Source organism: Lysinibacillus sp. CTST325 (assembly GCF_054665055.1).
Window position 1 is genome coordinate 63,361 of sequence record NZ_BAAFHO010000004.1, and the last position, 20,087, is coordinate 83,447.

The following is a 20,087-nucleotide window of genomic DNA, read 5'->3' on the forward strand; positions in this document are numbered from 1 at the left end:
CATTCGTAAAATTTGATAAAATAATGTAGTGTCTAGCATTTAGACAACTTAAAAGGAGCGTAAATTTCATGTTCTCAATTTTTAAACGCAACAATGAGCAAACTAGTGCTCGTCAATTAAAACGCTACTATAAAATAGTAGATCAAATTAATAGTCTAGAAGAAAAATATGTTAATAAGTCAGATGAAGAATTAAAAGAAATGACTTTTATTTTCAAGGATCGTTTAGAACAAGGTGAACCAATTACATCGATCATCCCAGACGCATTTGCTGTTGTACGCGAAGCCTCAAAACGTGTATTAGGTATGCGTCATTTTGATGTACAGCTTATCGGTGGTCTTGTTTTAACTGAAGGCAATATTGCAGAAATGCCTACAGGTGAAGGTAAAACGCTTGTCGCTTCTCTTCCTTCGTATGTACGCGCATTAGAAGGTAAAGGTGTTCACGTTATTACTGTTAATGACTATCTTGCTAAGCGTGACTACGAGCTTGTCGGTCAAATCCATCGTTTCCTTGGTTTAACAGTTGGTTTAAATATACCGATGATGGAGCCAGATGCCAAAAAAGAAGCCTATAACGCAGATATTACATACGGTGTAGGTACTGAGTTTGGATTTGATTACTTACGCGACAACATGGCTCATAGTTTGGCTGATAAAGTACAGCGTCCTTATCACTTTGCCATTATCGATGAAGTCGATAGTGTACTTATAGATGAGGCAAAAACACCACTTATTATCGCTGGGAAAATGGCTGCGAATGATGAACTACATCGCATTGCCTCTATGCTAGCTAAACGTTTTAAAGAAGAAGAAGATTATGATTTTGATGATGAAACAAAAGCTACTTCTTTAACAGATAAAGGCATTGAAAAGGTTGAGGCTGCCTTCAATGTTGATAATCTATATGATCTTGAACACCAAACACTTTACCATTACGTGATCCAAGCAGTGCGTGCACACGTAATGTTCAAGCGTGATGTTGATTACATCGTAAAAGATGACAAAATCGAGCTTGTTGATATGTTCACAGGTCGTATTTTAGAAGGTCGCTCGCTATCTGATGGCTTACATCAAGCAATTGAAGCAAAAGAAGGCGTAACGATTACTGAAGAAAATAAATCACAGGCACAGGTAACAATTCAAAACTATTTCCGTATGTATCCGAAACTTTCTGGGATGACGGGTACGGCGAAAACTCAGGAAAAAGAAATCCGTGAAGTATACGGCATGGAAGTTATTCAAATTCCAACAAACCGTCCACGTCAACGTGTCGATCAGCCTGATATTATTTTCAACAAACAAGAAGATAAATATAAATTCGTAGCAGCTGAAGCTAAACGTCGTCACGACAAGGGACAACCTGTTTTAATTGGGACAACGTCAATACTGCAATCCGAAACAGTGGCCGACTACTTAAAGAAAGCAGGCTTAAAATTCCAATTGCTGAACGCTAAAACAGTTGAGCAAGAGGTTGAGCTGATTTCACAAGCTGGTCAGAAAGGTCGTGTTACTGTAGCAACAAATATGGCCGGTCGCGGTACAGATATTGTACTAGATGAAGCAGTTCACCAGCTTGGAGGCTTATATGTTATCGGTACCGAAAAGCATGAAAGCCGCCGTGTAGATAATCAGTTGCGTGGTCGTTCAGGTCGCCAAGGTGACGTAGGTGAAAGCCGCTTCATTCTCTCTATTGAAGATGATATGTTCCGCCGTTATGCAAAAGAAGAGGTTGAAAAATTCTCAGAAAAAATGATTGTCGATGAAAACGGCATTATCCAAAATAAAGAGGTTCAAGAACTTATTAACCGTACTCAACGTATTGTTGAAGGCTCTCAACACGGTATGCGTGAATACAACCTAAAATTAGATGATGTTATAAATGACCAGCGTACAGTTATTTACGGTCTACGTGATAAAATTTTAGCTGGTGAAGATTTAATGGGTGAGCTGAAAAAAATGCTAAGTGAAACGGTTGATTTTGCTGTTCGCGAAGCTGCTTCAGATGAACTCCCTTCAGTTGAATGGGATTACGATCAAATGGAAAGCTCTCTCAATTCACTATTTATTACTCCTGTCACAATAGATCGTGAAGTGGGTAAAGTAAAACAAATTTTAGCTGATATTCAACCTTCTGAACAAGAGTTGCTTGATCGCATGGAAAAATTTGCTGATAACGCAGAAGTAATGACTATTATTCCGAATGTGATGCTAAGCTACATAGACAGTGGCTGGGTAAAGCATTTAGAAAACATGGCACACTTAAAAGAAGGAATCGGCTTACGCCATTACCAACAAGAAGACCCGATGCGAATTTACCAACGTGAAGGACTTGAATTATTCGGAAGGAATTTCCAAGAATTACGTCGTTCTATAATTATTGAAATTACAGGCTTCATGAAAATGATTGAAGCACAAATGGAGGTACAATAATGGGCTTATTCTCATTCTTTAAAAAATCAGACAAACTAGGGCAAGAAAATACAATCGATTCTAAGGATTTACTTCAAAACATCAAAGTGGAAAATTCAGGAAACAACCAAGATGTTGTGACAAAATTATCTTACCATCCAGATTGGGAAGTGCCTCAAGAGCAAAAATATATATTTAATTTCCTTGCTAATGAGCTAGAACCATTGAAGCCAAATCAATTATCACTTTCTTCTATTAGTATAGAAGAAGACATGCGCTCTAAAAAATGGCAAGTACGTGCATTTTTCCGCTCATCATTATCTCAAGCAATTGAGCTTGGTGAAATTGAGCTGTTTATTATGGATAAAAATGACGAGCTTGTAGCATCTAAAAAATTCGACTTTGCAGCACTTGGCACAATTCCAGCAGAAAGTGCTCGTCCATGGGTATTTGAATTTGAAAAATCAACGATAAAAGTCGATGAAGTACCAGAAGATGGCTGGAAAATCGCATTCAACCTTGTTTCCCTTCGCGGTCACCAATTAGAATTAGACCCATCTTGGGAAAAACAACTACCTGAAGCACAAAAAGAGGAACTTGCAAAAATCGTAAAAACTTTACCTAAGTTAGGTGAAACAGAAGTTAACTTCACCGGCCTACAAGCAAAACTTGCTGATAACGGTAATTTAAATGTGTCTATCTTCATTCGTAACGGACATAATAAAGCTATCAACCTAGAACAATTACCACTAGAAATTATTGACGCAACAGGCAAACAAATTGCTAAAGGTTCATTTAAAATGGATCCAATATTAACTGTACAACCAGACTCAACAAAGCCATGGACATTTATCTTCCCTGCAGACCTTGTTGACGCGAAAGATGCCGACCTTTCTCGTTGGACAGCACGCGTAACGCAATAAAGTGTTTAAAACCCTTCTTTTTCTAGAAAGAAGGGTTTTTTTTGTTTGTTTATCAGCGATGGTTGATGTTTTATCAGCGATTTCGGCTCTTCTATCAGCGATGTTCGGTGGTCTATCAGTGATTTTGGCTCTTTTATCAGCGATGTTCCGTGGTTTATCAGCGATTCTGGCTCTTTTATCAGCGGTGGTCGATGTTCTATCAGCGATTCTGACACTTCTATCAGCGATGGTCGATGTTCTATCAGCGATCCTAGCACTTTTATCAGCGATGGTCGATGGTCTATCAGCGATCCTGGCTCTTTTATCAGCGATGTTCAGTGTTCTATCAGCGATCCTGGCTCTTTTATCAGCGATGTTCAGTGTTCTATCAGCGATTTCGGCTCTTTTATCAGCGATGTTCAGTGGTTTATCAGCGATTATGTCACTTTTATCAGCGATGTTCCGTGGTTTATCAGCGATGTCCAACCTTTTATCAGTAAATGCTCACTTTCAATCCTGCTCTTTTATCTAACTCCATAAAAAAAGCGATTTTTGCGTATTTGCAAAATCGCTTTTACTTTATTTGATAGCGTCGAATCGTTTATAAGCTACTAATCTTGTAGACCAGTAAGAGTATGTAACGTCCGAAATTTCAACACCGTCTGACCCTGCATGGATAAATTTATTGTTACCTATATAAATACCCATATGAGATATTCCATCTTTATAGGTATTTTGGAAAAATACTAAATCTCCCGCTATCGGATTTTTAACTTGTGTTGTATTACCGTTGAAATATCCTTCGCTACTGTCTCTTACGATTTTTAAACCACCTTGATTAAAGGCGTAGTAAATAAGGCCACTGCAATCTAGGCCTTCAGGTGTGTTGCCACCATAAAGATATGGTGTTCCTACTAATGAATTAGCTACGTCTACTGTTTTCTTATTAATAGCTTGTCCATTAGCTGTAGGATCTTTAGTTGTTTCTGTTGATGTTCCCGCACCTGAAGATCCGTTATTATGTACTGTATCACTCTCGGGTATTGAAGCTACTGAAGATAATTTTAACACCTGTCCAACGTAAATTGTGTCTGTCGTAAGTCCATTCCAGTCTTTAATGTCCTTTACTGCCACATTATATTGCTTAGCGATTTTGGATAATGAATCGCCTTTCACTACTGTATGCGAAACAGCTGTTGGCTTTGATGGTGTTGTCGGCTTTGTTGTTGATGGATTTGTCGTTGATGGATTTGAAGGTTTTACCACATCATTAGTAGCTTGTTTTGTAACTTCAAGCTTTTGCGCGACATAAATCAGATCATTTTTTAAATTGTTCCAGCTTTTTATGTCTTGTACTGTTACTTTATTGTTTTGAGCGATTTTAGTTAAAGTATCGCCTTTTTGCACGGTATATGTAGCTGCCTCTGCGGTCTGCAATGCTAAAAATGAAGTAGCAATAGTGCTTAAAGCAAGAATTCTTAATTTTTTTGTCTTTTTCATATCAATTTGCCTCCGTTCATGCTAAAATATTTCCTTGTGTGTCTATCATACTAGATATTTTAAAAATCAGATATCGGAAAAACTGACTATTTTTCAAACAATTTATGAAAATTACTGATTCCGACAGATTCTTACAAATTGTCATAGAATATTAATTGCAAGATTAGTATTCATATGATAACATACACTTCTGTATTTAAAATTTTTAGAAAGTTTTATCTTTTCAATCTTAAAGGAGTTTTAATTTTTATGAAAAACATTTTGCTTTTCATCAAGGAAAATTTGGCAGTAGGTTTACTATTATTCGCCTTATTTTTAGGTGCTGGAAATATTATCTTCCCCCCATTATTAGGTCAACAAGCTGGTGAGCATATAACGACTGCAATGATTGGTTTCTTAATAACAGGTGTAGGATTACCACTTTTAGCAATCGTTGCTATTGCGAAAGCGGGTGGCGATTTACAAATACTTGCTAATCGTGTCGGCCCTACCTTTGGTGTTATTTTTACATCAATCGTTTATTTAGCGATTGGACCATTTTTTGCAGTACCACGTACAGGTTCTGTATCCTATGAAATTGCGATCGCCCCATTTCTCTCAGAGGCAGCAACTGATCATTGGGCACCACTTTTCATTACTTCTGTAATATTTTTTACCTTTATACTATTCTTAGCTATCAACCCTTCAAAGCTAGTCGATCGCGTTGGGAAAATTTTAACGCCTGCTCTATTAGCCGTTATTTTACTACTAGCGATTAAAAGCTTTATTTCCCCAATGGGTGAACCAGGGTCAGCTATAGGAAAATACACTAAGTCCCCGTTGACTGAAGGCTTTGTTCAAGGCTATTTAACAATGGATGTACTAAGTGCACTCGTTTTCGGAATCGTTATTTTGCAAGCATTGCGCGACATGGGTATGTCAGATACTAAAAAGCAAGTCAAAACAACAATTTTCGCGGGAATTGTCGCCGCTATTGGCTTATCATTTGTCTATATTTCACTTGGACAAATTGGTAATACTAGTATTGATGCCATTGGTACTTTTGATAATGGTGGTACTATTATTGCGAAGTCAGCTGAAGTTCTTTTTGGTAATCTTGGAAGTATCATATTATCTGCCACAATTTTACTAGCGTGTATATCTACTGCTGTAGGTTTACTAACTGCCAATGCTCAATTTTTCCATAAACTATTTCCTAAAGTTTCGTATAAAACGTTTTTAGTAATTTTCACAATATTCAGTGCTGCAATTACAAACGTAGGTCTTTCTACAATTATTAGTGCATCACTACCTGTATTATTAATCATCTATCCGCTAGCGATGGTGTTAATGGTTCTGTCGCTTTTCGATAACTTCTTTAAAGGTGGAAAAATTGTCTACATTTTAGCTTTAATTCCTACATTCTTTGTTAGTCTGAATGATGGCTTAAAGGAAATGAAGATTACAATTGCACCATATGTGAACATTTTGAAAGCTTTGCCATTATACGAGCAAAGTTTAGCATGGCTTGTACCTGCAATAACCGGTGCGCTTATCGGCTTGGTCATTCATAAACTCACAAAAAAATAAAAAAGACTTATCTAATTTCTTCATCTAACTAGAATCTGCTTGCTTTTTGCGAATAAGCCTCAAGCTTCTTTTAGACAACGACTGTCTAAGAATCTTGCATAAACTTACTTTTTTCGCAAATGGCTAGTAGATTCTTTTTTTGTAGCTAATCCCCTCCTTTTCCTATTCACGGTTATATGGAAATTCATGTATAATAAAGGTAATTAGAAAAGAGGTGTCCCATGAAAAAAGTATTGTGGTCTTTTGTATTCGTTCTATGCTTTTTCACCATTCCATTTACAAATGCATCTGCTACAAGCAATGAACAACAGCTTGTAAAGGAAATCAAAGCAATTATTGAGGAAAACTACGTTGGAACCATCCACGGAGATTTGCAAAAAGCTAAAACAATTCCTGAAATCATTGATATGCTAGACCCTTATTCCACATATTTTACGAAAAAGGAACTTGAGGATTATATGAATAGCATCGATCTATCAACAATAGGGATTGGTGTAATTATCGAAGAACATGAAGATGGCATTCATATTTTACAAGTGTTTGAGGATAGCGGTGCATCTAATGCGGGTGTAGTTGCTGGAGACATAATTATCGCTATTAACGGACAATCCGTAGTAGGAAGCTCTACCCAAGAAGTCTCGTCCTTATTAATTGGGGATGAAAATACTAAAATTGAAGTGAAACTCCAGCATGCAGATGGTAAAACTTCAACTACAACCATTACACGAAAAAAATTCACATTACCGAATGTGGAATCTGCGTTACTATTTGGGGATGTTGGCTATATTGCTATGTCATCGTTCTCAGAAGACGGTGCAAAGCTTGTCAAGGATGCGCTTATTCAATTAAAACAGCGTGGTGCAACCTCTTTTATACTTGATTTACAAAACAATGGTGGCGGCTATGTATCAACAGCTGAGGAGATTGCAGGGCTTTTCCCGAATGCAAAAATTGCCTACTTACTGGAAGAAGCACATGCCTCTTATAAAATACGTGCAGTCAAACAAAACGAAAAATTCCCAGCTGATACACGTATTCTAGTAAACCGCTATAGTGCTAGCGCCTCTGAAATGTTATCAGCAACATTACAAGATCAGCAATCTGCTATTTTATACGGAGAAACTACGTATGGAAAAGGCTGTATGCAAGGCTTTTTTGAACTGCAGGATGGAAGTTATTTAAAGCTTACGATTGGTAATTTTACAGGTCCATTAGGGAAAACGATTAATGAGGTAGGAGTAAAACCGAACGTGCAAACAAAGACTGCTCCTATTTTCCAGGCACATTATGATGCAATTAAAGTAAAATATACAAATTATAAAGAGCTTGCAAGCTTCAAAAATGTACCAACTTCTAAAACGTTTACTGTGAAATTCTCACAAGCTCTCTCTTCGCAAATTGCTGAAGGTAGTGTACAACTCGTTGCTTTAGGCGGTAACGAAGTACCTATTACTACAAAAGTTGATGGTAGTTCATTACTTGTTACCCCATCAAAACCGTTAAACAGTGGGCAGGAGTATATGCTACTCGTTCATCCATCTATTCAAAAAGAAACAGGCGATAAGCTTCAAAAAGGCGTTTATCTTCATATTACAGTTAAGAAATAACAAAGAGGATGGGACATTAGTAAGTTTTTGAAGCATAATTTTAAAATTTCGCATGAGAAAAGCGCGAGAAATCAACGTTTTTAAAATTGATTTCTCGCGCTTTTTAAGATTTTGACCAGTTTTCCCCAGCATCTTTTTTTAAGGATCATTACCAAAAATTGTGGATGACATTTTTTAACGTATGCCATTTATATAAGTTGATTGGAGTGGAGACTGGGCGACTCCTTGGGGATTAGCGTTAGGGGAACGAAGGCTAAAACCATCACGTCCTGTGATAACGCCTTCGTGACCAACATCGTGTTGGCCCGAGACCCTGCAGCGAAGCGGCTCATCGGACGCCCCCAGGAAAGCGCCCAGTCGGAAAGGAAATCAACCACACGTTTTGGTTATGAGCTATTTATAATTTCCTTCTCTTAAAAAGTATAAATGAATTAAGTCGCTCGCTAACTCGCATGGCTGTTTTTTTTGTTCAAGTAAATTTGTTAATATTAAACGCTCTAAGGACCCTACAAAACTATCTACAACTATGTTTATGTCTGCACAATATGATTGTAATATATGGGCACAATCATAACGATGTATAAGGTGAGTAAATTGCTGTGTAAGTCGAGATTTAATTATAAGTGACTGCTCTGATTCGAATAATCCAATTTTCGTTAATTTAGGATTATCAATTATGTAAACGAATAACATATGTATTTTTTGCTTTAGCTCTCTAACAAAGCCTTCTAACCCCTCTTCAACTTCATCTGATTGTTTACTCATAATTTCATCAAATCCATACTGAAATCGTTTATTCAGATCGTTGTAGAGAGAGTCCTTACTTTTAAAATATAAATAAAAAGTTGGCTGTGTTACATTAGCAGCTTTTACAACGTCACTAATCTTTGTATTATGATAACCTTTTTCAGAAAATAACTCTAAAGCCTTTTCAAGCAATAATTGTTTACTTCGTTCACCATTTGAATTAACCTTCCTACCTCTTGCCATACTTCCCACCTTATCTAATTTGTAGTAGACATAGTCCTTTAGGCATCATTATATAATGCCAATTTATCCATATGTTCATAAAAAATTCCACTGTTAATAAAACTAATTATAATACAGCTCCTATTTTTTCACTATAAAATATTATAAATATAACAACTTTTTTGCAGCAAGACCTTATAGTGCCCAATGAGGTTTTATTCCCAAAGACGTAAAAATAAGCAGGTGTGTTAATGACCTTTTTTCCACTCGATTTAATTAGAGGTCACTGATATCCACTACAGGATACTCGTTTTTTCACTGGGACCAAATGGGTGCATCTTAGTAAAATCCCTTTATCGAGCAACAATATGCATATCAACACGCAAGAAAAATAAAAAAATGGGTATCCAATGCTTTCTAAGATACCCACTTTTCCCTATTATTTTAAAAATTTCCGTTTTAGTTTATCACTAAATTCTTTTACTTCCTTCACGCCAAATAATAAGTATGAGCCAACAACTACTGCACTAAAAATAACAAGGCCTACAATGAAAGTTAGCCATATGTTGTCAAATACTAAAAACTCGCTTGAAAGATACAAAACAATCGTGATAATAATCATTGGCGGAACTGATCTGAAAAATTGAAGCTCTTTGCTAAAGATCCCCATTTTCAAGTCATATTTATAGGCTGCATAAATAATCAGCATAATAAAGTTTGTTACTGAACTCACTAATGTACCCCATGCAATTGCTTCTGCTCCACACTTATCGACAAGTAACATAATAACGGCAATGTTAATAACAAATACATTTATTAAGCTAAAGATAACCGGTGCCATTGAGTCACCCTTTGCATAGTAAAAACGCGTTATATACCCGTTTGCAGCTAAAAAATACATCGATAAACAGAAGATTGCCAGTACTGGTGTAGTAATTGCAGTTGAAGCTGCATCAAAATTACCACGTTGATAAACAACCTGCACAAGATTCTCTGCGTAAAAATATGAGTAGACTGTTACAGGATAAAGTAACAACAATAGATAATGTAACCCTTTTGTGTATAAGCTTTTAATGGAAGTAAGGTCATTCTCTGCTTCTTTTTGACTCAAAATTGGAAAGATAACTGTCGTTACTGCTGTAATTAAAATTGCTTGCGGGAATTGCATAAGCCTTGATGCATAGTTTACAGCAGCTACTGCCCCTTCAGATAACATTCCTGCAAAAACACGCTGTAATAATGCATAAATTTGAATGGTAGCGCCACCGAGCATAATCGGTAAAGTCATTATCCACAATTGCTTTGATGCAATATTTCGTTCAAATGAAAAACCAACCTTATGTGAATCCAACTTACGATATCCAACAATTAGGAAATATACCATTATTACTGCACTGACTAATGCACTAATACCATATCCCATTGCGTCGATGCTTGGAATTTTAGATAAACCTACAGCAATCACTAAAAAGATTGCATTATAAATTAAAATGGCAAAGCTAGACAAATGGAATTTTTGATTGGCGTTTAGCAATCCACTATACCATGAGGACAATACAAGTAAAATTGACGAAGGCATCATCCAATAATATAGATTTTTAGCTAAATCTAGCTCACTTTGACTAAATGTTTTTTTATCTTTACTTTGGTTAAACATCTCCATAATTGGGTTAGTGAACGCTAACATTAGAACTGTCATGATTGAAACCGTTAACAAGACAATTGTGAAGGACTGTTTAACAAATAGTGCACGATCCGTTGTTTCTCGATTATAAATTGAGATAACAGCAGTAGTAAATGCACCACCTACGACTAGATATAAAAAATTTGGAATTGTGTAAGCTGTGAAAATACTATCAGCAATGTGGCTACTACCATATTGGTATCCGATAATCATTTCACGTAAAAATCCGAATACACGGGCCACGACATTAATAATCGCAACTGCCCCAACTATTTTTATAAACTTATTCATTGGCCATCCCCACCTTCAATGGCCGACTTATAAATCTCAATACAGCGAGCTGTTATATTTTTTTCATCGTGAATGGCTAATACTTCGTCGACCGCTTCACGGTTCATGTATTGTTCTTTTGGCGTGTTCACGGCACGCAGCATCTCCTCAGATAAAACCATAGCATTTTCGGGCTCCACTAAATGCCCTGCGCCTTCTCCAAGCAATGATACAAGTCCACCTACATTTGAAGCAATAACAGGTGTATCTGTCGCTAATGCCTCTAATGCTACTAATCCAAAACCTTCTAAATGGGATGGTAATACAAAGACATCACTTGCTTGGAACCACTTTACTAGTTCTTGTTGTTTTAGTGGATCTATAAATTTGACGTCTTCACTGATTAATGGTTGCAAAGATTGGAAAAATGCTTGATCTCTTCTAGAACCTACAATATTTAACTCTAAAGGCCGAGATACTTTTGTTTTTAGCATTTGGAAAGCCTGTAACAGCTCTTCAACGCCTTTTTGTTTTATAACATTTCCTACAAATAAAAATCTGAATGGCTCAGTAGCTAATTGCAGTTCTTTGCACACCGCTACTTGATTTCCTTTGGTGAAAACCTCACGATTCACACCCATGCTAACGACAGAGATTTTACCTTTTTCAATCCCAAAATCTTGTTCAATTTGTTGAGCTAAGACAGGACCTACTGCGATAACATGTTCACTTTCACGTAAAATACTCGCTGTCCAATTGCGAATTCTTGTGTTCTTCTTCGCCATGCGCTCAATATCGCCACCATGAGCTGTAACGATAAATGGTATACCAAACATTTTCTTTAATAGGAGCGACAGCATACCAGATGGAAACACATAATGAGCATGTGTGACATCAATAGACTTTTTGTTTTTTAAGCCTTTCATCAATGTCGATAAACCCCATTTTGTATATTTCATAATGGTGTTCTTCTTACCTGTTGCCGGATTAGTATTTACAGATATATCTACGTCTAGTCCTGCTTTTTCAAGAGCAGTGACTTGGTTTTTCACAAAAATACCGAATGATAAATGATCAGATGTTGGATACATATTACTAATGACGAGTACTTTTTTCATAGACGTGTCACTGCCTTTTTCATTAATTCCTGACCACGCATGGCCTCTTTATGAATATGGGTAGCAATTTGTTTCGTCTCTGCAATCGACTGTTCCCAATTGCTACTTAGTTTGCCAACTAATGTGGATAGAGCCTTCACATCATCCTCAATATCCTGCATTTGTAAGCAACGATCTGATACGCCCACAAAGGACATAAAATCCTGTACTTTTGTATGATAGGATATCGCAATAATCGGAGTTTCTGAATTTGTTGCCAAAATAAGCGAGTGCAGACGTGTACCGATAATAATATCCTGCTCCTCAGTTACATCAAGTAATCGCTCCGGCACCAAATTTTCATCAATAATTTTTGTATGTGCATGTTGTTGCATTTTTTTCTGAATATCTTTCGTCACAGTGACGTCCTGCGGGTATTTTGTGGCAAAGAATGTAATTTCGACATTATGCTCAGAAATTACATGATCTAAATTTTTTGCCATGCCTGTAACGTACGCATCATATTTTTCAACATTGCCCTCTGGCCAATAGTTTGCATTATAGTACGGAACCGCTGATACACCTATTTTAATTGGTTTTTCGGCGTAATGTTGACGATCACCTTTTAATGTAAATGCAGGATCACCAATAATATCTATTGGTTTTTTCACCCCAATACTTTGCAAAAGCTTTTTAGACTGGGGATCACGTACAGAGATATTTGCTGCATAACGACACATTGCGCGAATACTAATTTTCCCAGAAATCGTATCAAGTGGTCCTGCGCCACATCCGTAAATAATGTAGGGAACATTACTTTGTTTTGCCATCATTGCATACGCTCCATACAGGTGAGCCTCACGTTTATAAAAATCCATTAAAATACCACCACCACCAATGATGAGGAGGTCAAATGTCGATACATATTGTTTATTGTTTTTATAGGTATGGATAAACGTTTTAAATAAATTACTCTTCCTGTAATACAATGGATAGCTATGTACCCCATAACGTTCGGATGTTTGTTGTGTGTTATTACTAAAAACGGTAATGTCATCACTAGTTACCGAAAATGTTTGTTTTACTTGTTGAAGAATGCCGTATAATATTGATTCATCACCATTATTATCATTGCCGTAATTCCCCACAATGCCTATTTTCATTAAAAAACATCCTTTTACTTTTTAATACTGAGATTATACCACAATTGCACATTTACGTTCTTTTAAAAATAGTAAATATAAGATGAGCTTCAAAAGTCGCTACTAATCTTGTGATATATTTGCTCATCAACATAACGTAAGGTTGATTTCCGTTGCGGCTGAGAGCTTTCCTGGGGGCGTCCGATGAATCGCTAAGCCACAAGGAGTTGCTTAGTCTACTCGCTAATCAACTTGTATGGTTATAAATAAATATCAATCCAATATCTATTTGCATTGTATACAAGCTTAACTGCCCAATCTATACCCTTTATTTAAAAGAGAAAAATAGCAAACTAGGTAATACTACTAGTTTGCTATTTTTTAAATGCTAAGCCATTCTTTAAGGACGACTATTATTGATTAATTGCTCTATAAAGGAATAATCCGAAATGCGCGCGACTAATCGCTTCATCTGGCTTAAAGGTGTTATCACCATAACCAGTTGTAATTTTGTTTGCAGCTAACTGTTGAACATATGGGTATGCCCAATGATCCTTCGATACATCTTTAAAGTTAGTGCTGCTTGTTCCTTTTAGATTATAAGCTAATGCTACAACCTTCGCCATTTGTGCACGAGTTAAAGTAGCATCTGGATCAAAGACATTATTGCCCTTACCGCTCATAATACCGGACTCAACTACAGCTGCAATTTGTTTATAATAAGTGTGATTCGCAGGAATATCTTTAAAGCCTGGATTTTTGACGTTTGACGTTTTTAAATCAAGTGCGCGACTAATAATAACTGCTGCATGTGCACGTGTAAGTTTGTCATTTGGTCTAAATGTGCCATCTGGATGACCTGTAATAATACTATTTTTTGTTAAATACTCAATTTCTTTATAGTACACATAATTACTTGGAATATCTTTAAACAATGAAGCTTTTGCTACAGTTACAGGAGCTTCTACACGTTTTGTTCCTAAAGTCGCTACTACTTTACCAGTAGCACCTGGATTTTTAGCTGTAAACTTACCATCATTAGTAATCGTACCGATATTACCTTCTACAGACCATTTCACCTGTGATGCATTGTAAACTAGAGGTTTGCCACCTTCATCCTTTGCATCTATAGTAAATTTGACTGTTTCGCCGGCGCCCACTGTTTTTGATTTTGGTTCAATGTTCATTGTTGCTGGAGCATCTACTACTTTCACTTGGAATGATTGCACTGGTGTGCCATCGTGGTTGATGAAAATACGATCATCGCCAGCTGTCGTTGAAGTATAGTTCAAGCCGTTAACTTTTAAAGTATTATTCTCAGAAGTTAGCGATACATGACCGTCTAATGGTAGCGCATTATAGTTTTCATCTAAAATATATTGTACTGCTATACTAGACGAAGCACCTGCTAAAAGAGTTGCATTGTTTGTACTATTCGTATATTTAATTTGTGTGCCTTTGCCAGTTGGTGCCGTACTTACAGCTTGTAATGTTGCGGACACAAGACGTTGCGCATTGCCTGCATTTAAAGGTAGGTTCGCTAATACGACATTATTATTACCGTGATTTCGAATACCCATCGTTGTTGAGCCGCCACCATCTAAGTTAATTGCTCGATCAACACCAAGCGACACTAAATAGTTCGCAAGTTGAACCATATTCATCCCTGCGCTATGTTTCTGTTTTCCATCAACCGTAATAAAGTGTACTGTTTTTCCATTATTACTTGTCGCCACAATAGTACGTGCTGTAACCTCTGTTGCACGCTTACTAGATGTGCTCATCATAATGTAAGGTTTATTATCTTTTACTAAATACGGACCACTTGCCATGATAAATTTTGCATCCTGCCATTGCTTATCAATAGCGAAGTTAACACTCAACTCATCTCCAACTGCAATTTGGCCTAGCTTACTGTGCCAATCCCCACCTTGTAATGATACGACAAAGCCAGTTGAAGGGATGGATATTTTTTCTTTTGATCCATAAGGTGTAATTTGTGTAACTTTCCCTGTCAATGTTTGACCAAATTTATTTTCAGTAATCGGAGCTCCTGTATCTACTACGATTTCAAAGCCATATTCATTTGTATTTGTTGTTTTACTATAAAATTGTGGTGTGTAAACAATCCCTTCATATATATTACGGGCACGATTCATCCCTGTCATTTTATAGTCTTTACCTTTGTGAGAAAGGGTTACATTAAAATCAAAATAGTCAATGACACCACTGCCATCTGGAGAAACACCAAAAGCTGTAGGGACATTCATATATTCATCGGAGCCGTTTGAAACAGCACCACCGTTTAAAATAACATTATCTTTACTTAGTAAAAATAATGGGAAACCTGCAGACATATCAAAGAAACTTGCATTAATAGCACCAACTACACGATTCCCCTCGCGTGAATTACGATTAGCATTTGCTACTGTCGATTCTCTGCCATTGACATTTGCGGGCATACCTAATTGTACTTCCGTCGTTTCGTCTACATTAATAGCAAGATGATTAATAGAATTTGTTTTGGTACTGCTGTATGTATATTGTTTATACTGCACACCATGTGATAAATTATATTCCTTTTTGACCGTTTGGGCAGCATAGGCATTTAACGGACTAACAACCATTGACAATAATACAACTAAAACTAGTAAATTTTTCGCTATTTTTTTCATTTTTTTGCGCTCCTGAGTAAAATGGAGCCTTCAACTCTCCCTTCACATGTTTTACCTCTACAACACTATCAAAAATATGACAAAATATCCATGGAACATTTATGCTATTTTCTAGTTTTATATGAATTGTCATGAAAACTATTTATATAGTCTCATTTAATGATTTTTCTAACATTTGACCCTTATCGTCACTCTATAACTTTGGTAAAATGATGTAGAAGTCTAGGAGGGTAAAATATGAAAAAACTATCAATCATTGCTTTGCTCATGACAGTAATTGGCATGCTTCTTTGGCAACCCCACCTGGCATCTGCTGACGAACTAACAGGGCATTCACATGAGAAGGGTCTTCGTTATTTAATTTCCAAAAATGCATTAGTAAAAGATGCAAAAGGAAGTTATCGTCCAGATGCCAATGTGACACGCGGAGAGTTTGCTTCTTATTTAGCTAAAGCCATGAATCTTGAAGCGACAAGCGACATAGTCTTTAAAGATGTCCCAGATACATATGTACATGCAAAGGGTATTAAACTTGCTGCTTCAGCTGGGATTATTACCGGCTACGGAGATGGTTCATTTAAGCCTAATGCCGCTATTTCAAGACAGCATATGGCGGTTATGCTTGAGAGAGCTATCAATTATTTAAACATTCCTAAAGGTACTTCTACTATTACCTTTAAGGATAATGCAGCTATATTAAAAGACTACCGTCAAGCGGTAGCTATAGGTGCACAACTAGGAATCATTCAAGGCGCAAATGGCTACTTTATGCCTAAAAAAAATGCAACTATTGGACAAGCATCTTCGTTTATTCTACGTTTAATGCAACTTGCTGGTGATAGTGCGCCAAACGATGGTAATACTAACAGTGGTAATTCAAACGGTGGCAACACTAATGGCGGCAATACTACCGGTGGTAATACTAACGGCGGTAACACTAACGGTGGTAACACCAACGGCGGTAACACCAACGGCGGTAACACTAACGGTGGTAACACTAACGGTGGTAACACCAACGGCGGTAACACTAACGGTGGTAACACTAACGGTGGTAACACCAACGGCGGTAACACTAACGGTGGTAACACTAACGGTGGCGATACAAATACCGAATCTTCTAAATATGCTATTAAGGAAATTTCAAACGGCACATTAGTTGGTAATCAAGGATTCTCTACCTTCGAAGCTGCTGAAAAAGCTGTGACAAAAAACACTCAGGTTATTGTCCAAAGTGATAAAATTGTGAAAATGTCTTCAGGCTATGTTGTTACAAATAATTATGTAGCACTAAAATCTGAAACAATTAATGACTCGCTTGGTGTTGCGGCTAATACAGAAATGGAATACCTAAGTAGTGATGCAACACAAGTAAAAGTTCGATTAGCTGGTCAAGTCGGCTACTTAAAACACGCTGATGTTACATTAATCCCATTTTCGATGAGCAAAGGTCGTTCTTACTATGAAAATGTAAATGGTGAAATTAAACACACACTTTACGATTACAACACAAATAAATATTCTTCTAGCTATGTTTTCGGAAAAGCGCCCTCATTTATGAAGCAAAACGAAAAATACTATAGCTGGGACGGTATTTATTTCACAAACGGCAACGGCTCCTCTAAAGGCGAGGCCTATAACTATTATCAATTTTTACCTGCCCGTGCCCAAACACAATATACGGCACAAGAACTAGATGCTTATATAATGAATAAGCTAGCAGAGGTTGAGAGTACAGGAGTTAGCCGTTATAAAGATGCTACAAAGAAAAGTAAGTTAATAGGTTTAGGGAAAACATTGAAAGATGTGGAAGAAAAATCTCAAATTAACGCAATGCTTGTTTTGGCACTTGCTCAGCATGAGAGTGCTTATGGTATGAGTGATCAGGCACAAGACTTAAACAACTTATTTGGTTTGTACGTGACTGATACGAACCCACTAAACAAAAAGTTTGATAGTATAGCTGACAATATCAATGAGCTTGTTGAAAAATTCCTACAGCCAAACTACATTACTCCAGGGGGCTCAACTGGTAAAAACTTTGCTAATGGTGCAGTAGTAGGTTCAAAAGCTCTTGGCTTTAACGTGAAATACGCTTCTGATCCATTCTGGGGTGCAAAAATTGCAGGACACTATTACCGTGCTGAAAAAGCGTTAGGCTTTAAGGATGCCAAAAATCCATACACAATCGGTATAACAACAACAAACGGCTTAAACGTTCGTACAGGCGCAGCTACTAGCTTTAGCCCACTATTCACATATACACGAAGTGGTATGCCTGTGATCATCACAAGCTCTGCGACAAACGGTTGGTATGAGGTCCTTTCTGATAAACTGTATACAGGAAAAGCTTTCGTTAGCAAAGACTATGTACAAGTGATCAATACAGTAAAATAAAAAAAGAAGTCGTCCTATAACGTAGGGCGACTTTTTATGTTGTTGAAAAGCTATTATGGCAATGTTAAGGTGTCACATTAAATTTCGGTAAAGCAAGGGGTAACAAAATGTCAACCAACTTTATAATTTTATCGGAACACTTGTTTTATCGCCTAACTTCTGAATTATAACGACATTCACCTGCCAACTGACTGATAGGAACACCTAATAAAAAAGAGATGCCTCAAATAATATTTGAGACATCTCTATTATTGTTAATAAGAAAGCTTTTTCTTATCTGTTTTAATAATCGCTGATGCAATTATGACAAAGCCAAGCATTAAAATAAAGATTAAATCAAGTAAGCCTGTATGCATAGACACTGTAAATACGGTAATGACAAATGCATAAGCTACTGAATGGAAGGTACGAATACCGCCTTGCTTCACTTTATTATAAATTAATGAGATTAATACACCATATAAGAAGAAGCCTATCGCTACAAGCAGATAACCGCCGTCTAAGAATAATTGACCAATAAATGTTGGTGTTGTTGTTCTGTTAGGACGTGTAATATATTTACCTTCAGATTCGGCTAGAGAGTTTACAACTTCCGTTACTTTCATACGTGGCGAAACTTGTTCACCTGGTAAAATTGTACTGAAGATACCACCATGGATTGCCCCATTTAGGTAACCTTCCTCCTGCGTATATTCGATAATTTTACTTAAAACAATATGGCCTGTTACACTCTCACCATTTATTGAACGAATCCATTTTGGTGTTAAGTTAACTTTCTGCTCTACTGATAACAGTTTTTCCTTTTCTGTTTCAGTCATTTCTACATCTGGTTGTTCACGGCTATTAAAATCTTTCGTTGTATCCTCTGTTACAACACGAAGGAAGCCAAACATTGAGAACGCTACTCCGATAACAAACAGAGCTGTAAGGAACCATGTTAATTTCACTCGTTTTACAACGTAATGGAAAATGATAATACCAGTAAATAACATAATAATTAATGGTGTACGGTAACCCATTAATAGGAATAAGAACATTACTGCAGCATAAATGGAGCCGTAGATTAATGTTTTTTTCCATGTTATATTTTTTTCTAAAATCATTTTATATGATAATAACAGTAAAATGCCATACCATAATAATTGAGCAAAGAAGTTTAATTTTGGATCAAGGTTACGTCGATTAGATTCATCAGAAATTCCTAATCCACCACCTTTAATCATCATTAATACATATGCAACTAAACCAAGTAAAGTTAAAAATACGATAAAATGAACAACATATTTCCCTAAGAAGGATAAACCAAATGATGGGATTGTCCATTGTAACTTATCAATAATATACACACCAATGTAATAGCATATTACTGCTAAAAATACTGCTGGCCAAATTGATACTCGTAAATTAAATAATTCAAATCGGTGGAAATCAAAAAGACTTGTAAAGAAATAGAGCATTAATATAAAAGGTAAAAAGAAATACGGCGAAAACGTATCAATTTTGTTGACCTTTGCAAAAGTTTGTTTCAGTTTATTCATAAATGTCATACATCTCAGAAGATGTGATTGCCCTCCTCTATCGCGAATCAAAATTGTTTATTCTTTTATTTACTAAGCAAAACAAGAGTTATTATATCATAAATACAGGTAGACTTATAGAAAGGAATGAATTGATTTTGTATAAAATTATGCAATATTTTTCTTTTTTCCCTAAATTACGAGTTTTTACCCGAAATCTACTGCGTAATTCCCCCATTAATTATTCTTCTTCGCTCTGACAATACCCTTTTAGCCTTACATTAATCGACAATCTATTTCAAAACGCCATACGACGACAACCAATTTTTAATGTTTTATCCATTATTTAG

Annotated in this window: 13 protein-coding genes; 6 read left to right on the plus strand and 7 right to left on the minus strand. The window is 36.5% G+C overall.

Features of this window, described 5'->3' with window-relative positions; genetic code table 11:
* The first annotated feature begins 68 nt into the window (after positions 1-68).
* From secA2 to ACYQ73_RS11990, 3 genes are read left to right on the plus strand one after another with little or no spacing between them, the layout of a single operon-like run.
* Positions 69-2,432 carry an accessory Sec system translocase SecA2 gene (gene secA2, locus ACYQ73_RS11980; RefSeq protein ID WP_460012705.1) on the plus strand — a complete coding sequence of 788 codons (2,364 nt, stop codon included), beginning with the start codon at positions 69-71 and terminating at the stop codon, positions 2,430-2,432.
* A complete protein-coding gene (locus tag ACYQ73_RS11985) occupies positions 2,432-3,334 on the plus strand; it encodes an accessory Sec system S-layer assembly protein (RefSeq protein WP_460012706.1) in 903 nt (300 codons plus the stop codon). The genes secA2 and ACYQ73_RS11985 overlap by 1 nt, the downstream gene beginning before the upstream one ends.
* Before the next feature lie 58 nt (positions 3,335-3,392).
* A complete protein-coding gene (locus tag ACYQ73_RS11990) occupies positions 3,393-3,845 on the plus strand; it encodes a hypothetical protein (protein WP_460012707.1) in 453 nt (150 codons plus the stop codon).
* 47 nt (positions 3,846-3,892) lie between these two features.
* On the opposite strand, the gene ACYQ73_RS11995 is transcribed toward ACYQ73_RS11990, so the two are convergent.
* Positions 3,893-4,813 (minus strand): C40 family peptidase, encoded by a 921-nt coding sequence (locus ACYQ73_RS11995; protein ID WP_460012708.1) that lies wholly within the window; start codon positions 4,811-4,813, stop codon positions 3,893-3,895.
* Between the two features lie 249 nt (positions 4,814-5,062).
* Here ACYQ73_RS11995 and brnQ point away from each other — a divergent pair, with 249 nt between their 5' ends.
* Both brnQ and ACYQ73_RS12005 read left to right on the plus strand, forming a co-directional pair.
* Positions 5,063-6,382: a branched-chain amino acid transport system II carrier protein gene (gene brnQ, locus ACYQ73_RS12000; protein WP_460012709.1), complete on the plus strand. Its 1,320-nt coding sequence runs from the start codon at positions 5,063-5,065 to the stop codon at positions 6,380-6,382.
* A 221-nt stretch (positions 6,383-6,603) separates the two neighbouring features.
* Positions 6,604-7,989, plus strand: a complete 1,386-nt coding sequence (locus tag ACYQ73_RS12005; protein WP_460012710.1) for a S41 family peptidase — start codon at positions 6,604-6,606, stop codon at positions 7,987-7,989.
* A gap of 393 nt (positions 7,990-8,382) precedes the next feature.
* Here the strand turns inward: ACYQ73_RS12005 and ACYQ73_RS12010 are convergent, their stop codons facing one another.
* From ACYQ73_RS12010 to ACYQ73_RS12030, 5 genes are all read right to left on the minus strand, one after another.
* Positions 8,383-8,979: a TetR/AcrR family transcriptional regulator gene (locus ACYQ73_RS12010; RefSeq protein WP_460012711.1), complete on the minus strand. Its 597-nt coding sequence runs from the start codon at positions 8,977-8,979 to the stop codon at positions 8,383-8,385.
* A gap of 418 nt (positions 8,980-9,397) precedes the next feature.
* On the minus strand, positions 9,398-10,933 hold the full coding sequence (gene murJ, locus ACYQ73_RS12015; RefSeq protein WP_460012712.1) for a murein biosynthesis integral membrane protein MurJ: 1,536 nt from the start codon (positions 10,931-10,933) through the stop codon (positions 9,398-9,400).
* Positions 10,930-12,030 (minus strand): glycosyltransferase, encoded by a 1,101-nt coding sequence (locus ACYQ73_RS12020; protein WP_460012713.1) that lies wholly within the window; start codon positions 12,028-12,030, stop codon positions 10,930-10,932. The genes murJ and ACYQ73_RS12020 overlap by 4 nt, the downstream gene beginning before the upstream one ends.
* Positions 12,027-13,172, minus strand: a complete 1,146-nt coding sequence (locus ACYQ73_RS12025; RefSeq protein ID WP_460012714.1) for a polysaccharide pyruvyl transferase family protein — start codon at positions 13,170-13,172, stop codon at positions 12,027-12,029. Before ACYQ73_RS12025 ends, ACYQ73_RS12020 begins: the two co-directional genes overlap by 4 nt.
* A 392-nt stretch (positions 13,173-13,564) precedes the next feature.
* Positions 13,565-15,826 carry an S-layer homology domain-containing protein gene (locus ACYQ73_RS12030; protein ID WP_460012715.1) on the minus strand — a complete coding sequence of 754 codons (2,262 nt, stop codon included), beginning with the start codon at positions 15,824-15,826 and terminating at the stop codon, positions 13,565-13,567.
* A 237-nt stretch (positions 15,827-16,063) separates the two neighbouring features.
* Between ACYQ73_RS12030 and ACYQ73_RS12035 the strand changes: the two genes are divergently transcribed.
* Positions 16,064-18,220 carry an S-layer homology domain-containing protein gene (locus tag ACYQ73_RS12035; RefSeq protein WP_460012716.1) on the plus strand — a complete coding sequence of 719 codons (2,157 nt, stop codon included), beginning with the start codon at positions 16,064-16,066 and terminating at the stop codon, positions 18,218-18,220.
* 254 nt (positions 18,221-18,474) lie between these two features.
* Here the strand turns inward: ACYQ73_RS12035 and ACYQ73_RS12040 are convergent, their stop codons facing one another.
* Complete coding sequence (locus ACYQ73_RS12040) at positions 18,475-19,758, minus strand: oligosaccharide repeat unit polymerase (protein WP_460012717.1); 1,284 nt, start codon at positions 19,756-19,758, stop codon at positions 18,475-18,477.
* Positions 19,759-20,087 lie beyond the last annotated feature (329 nt).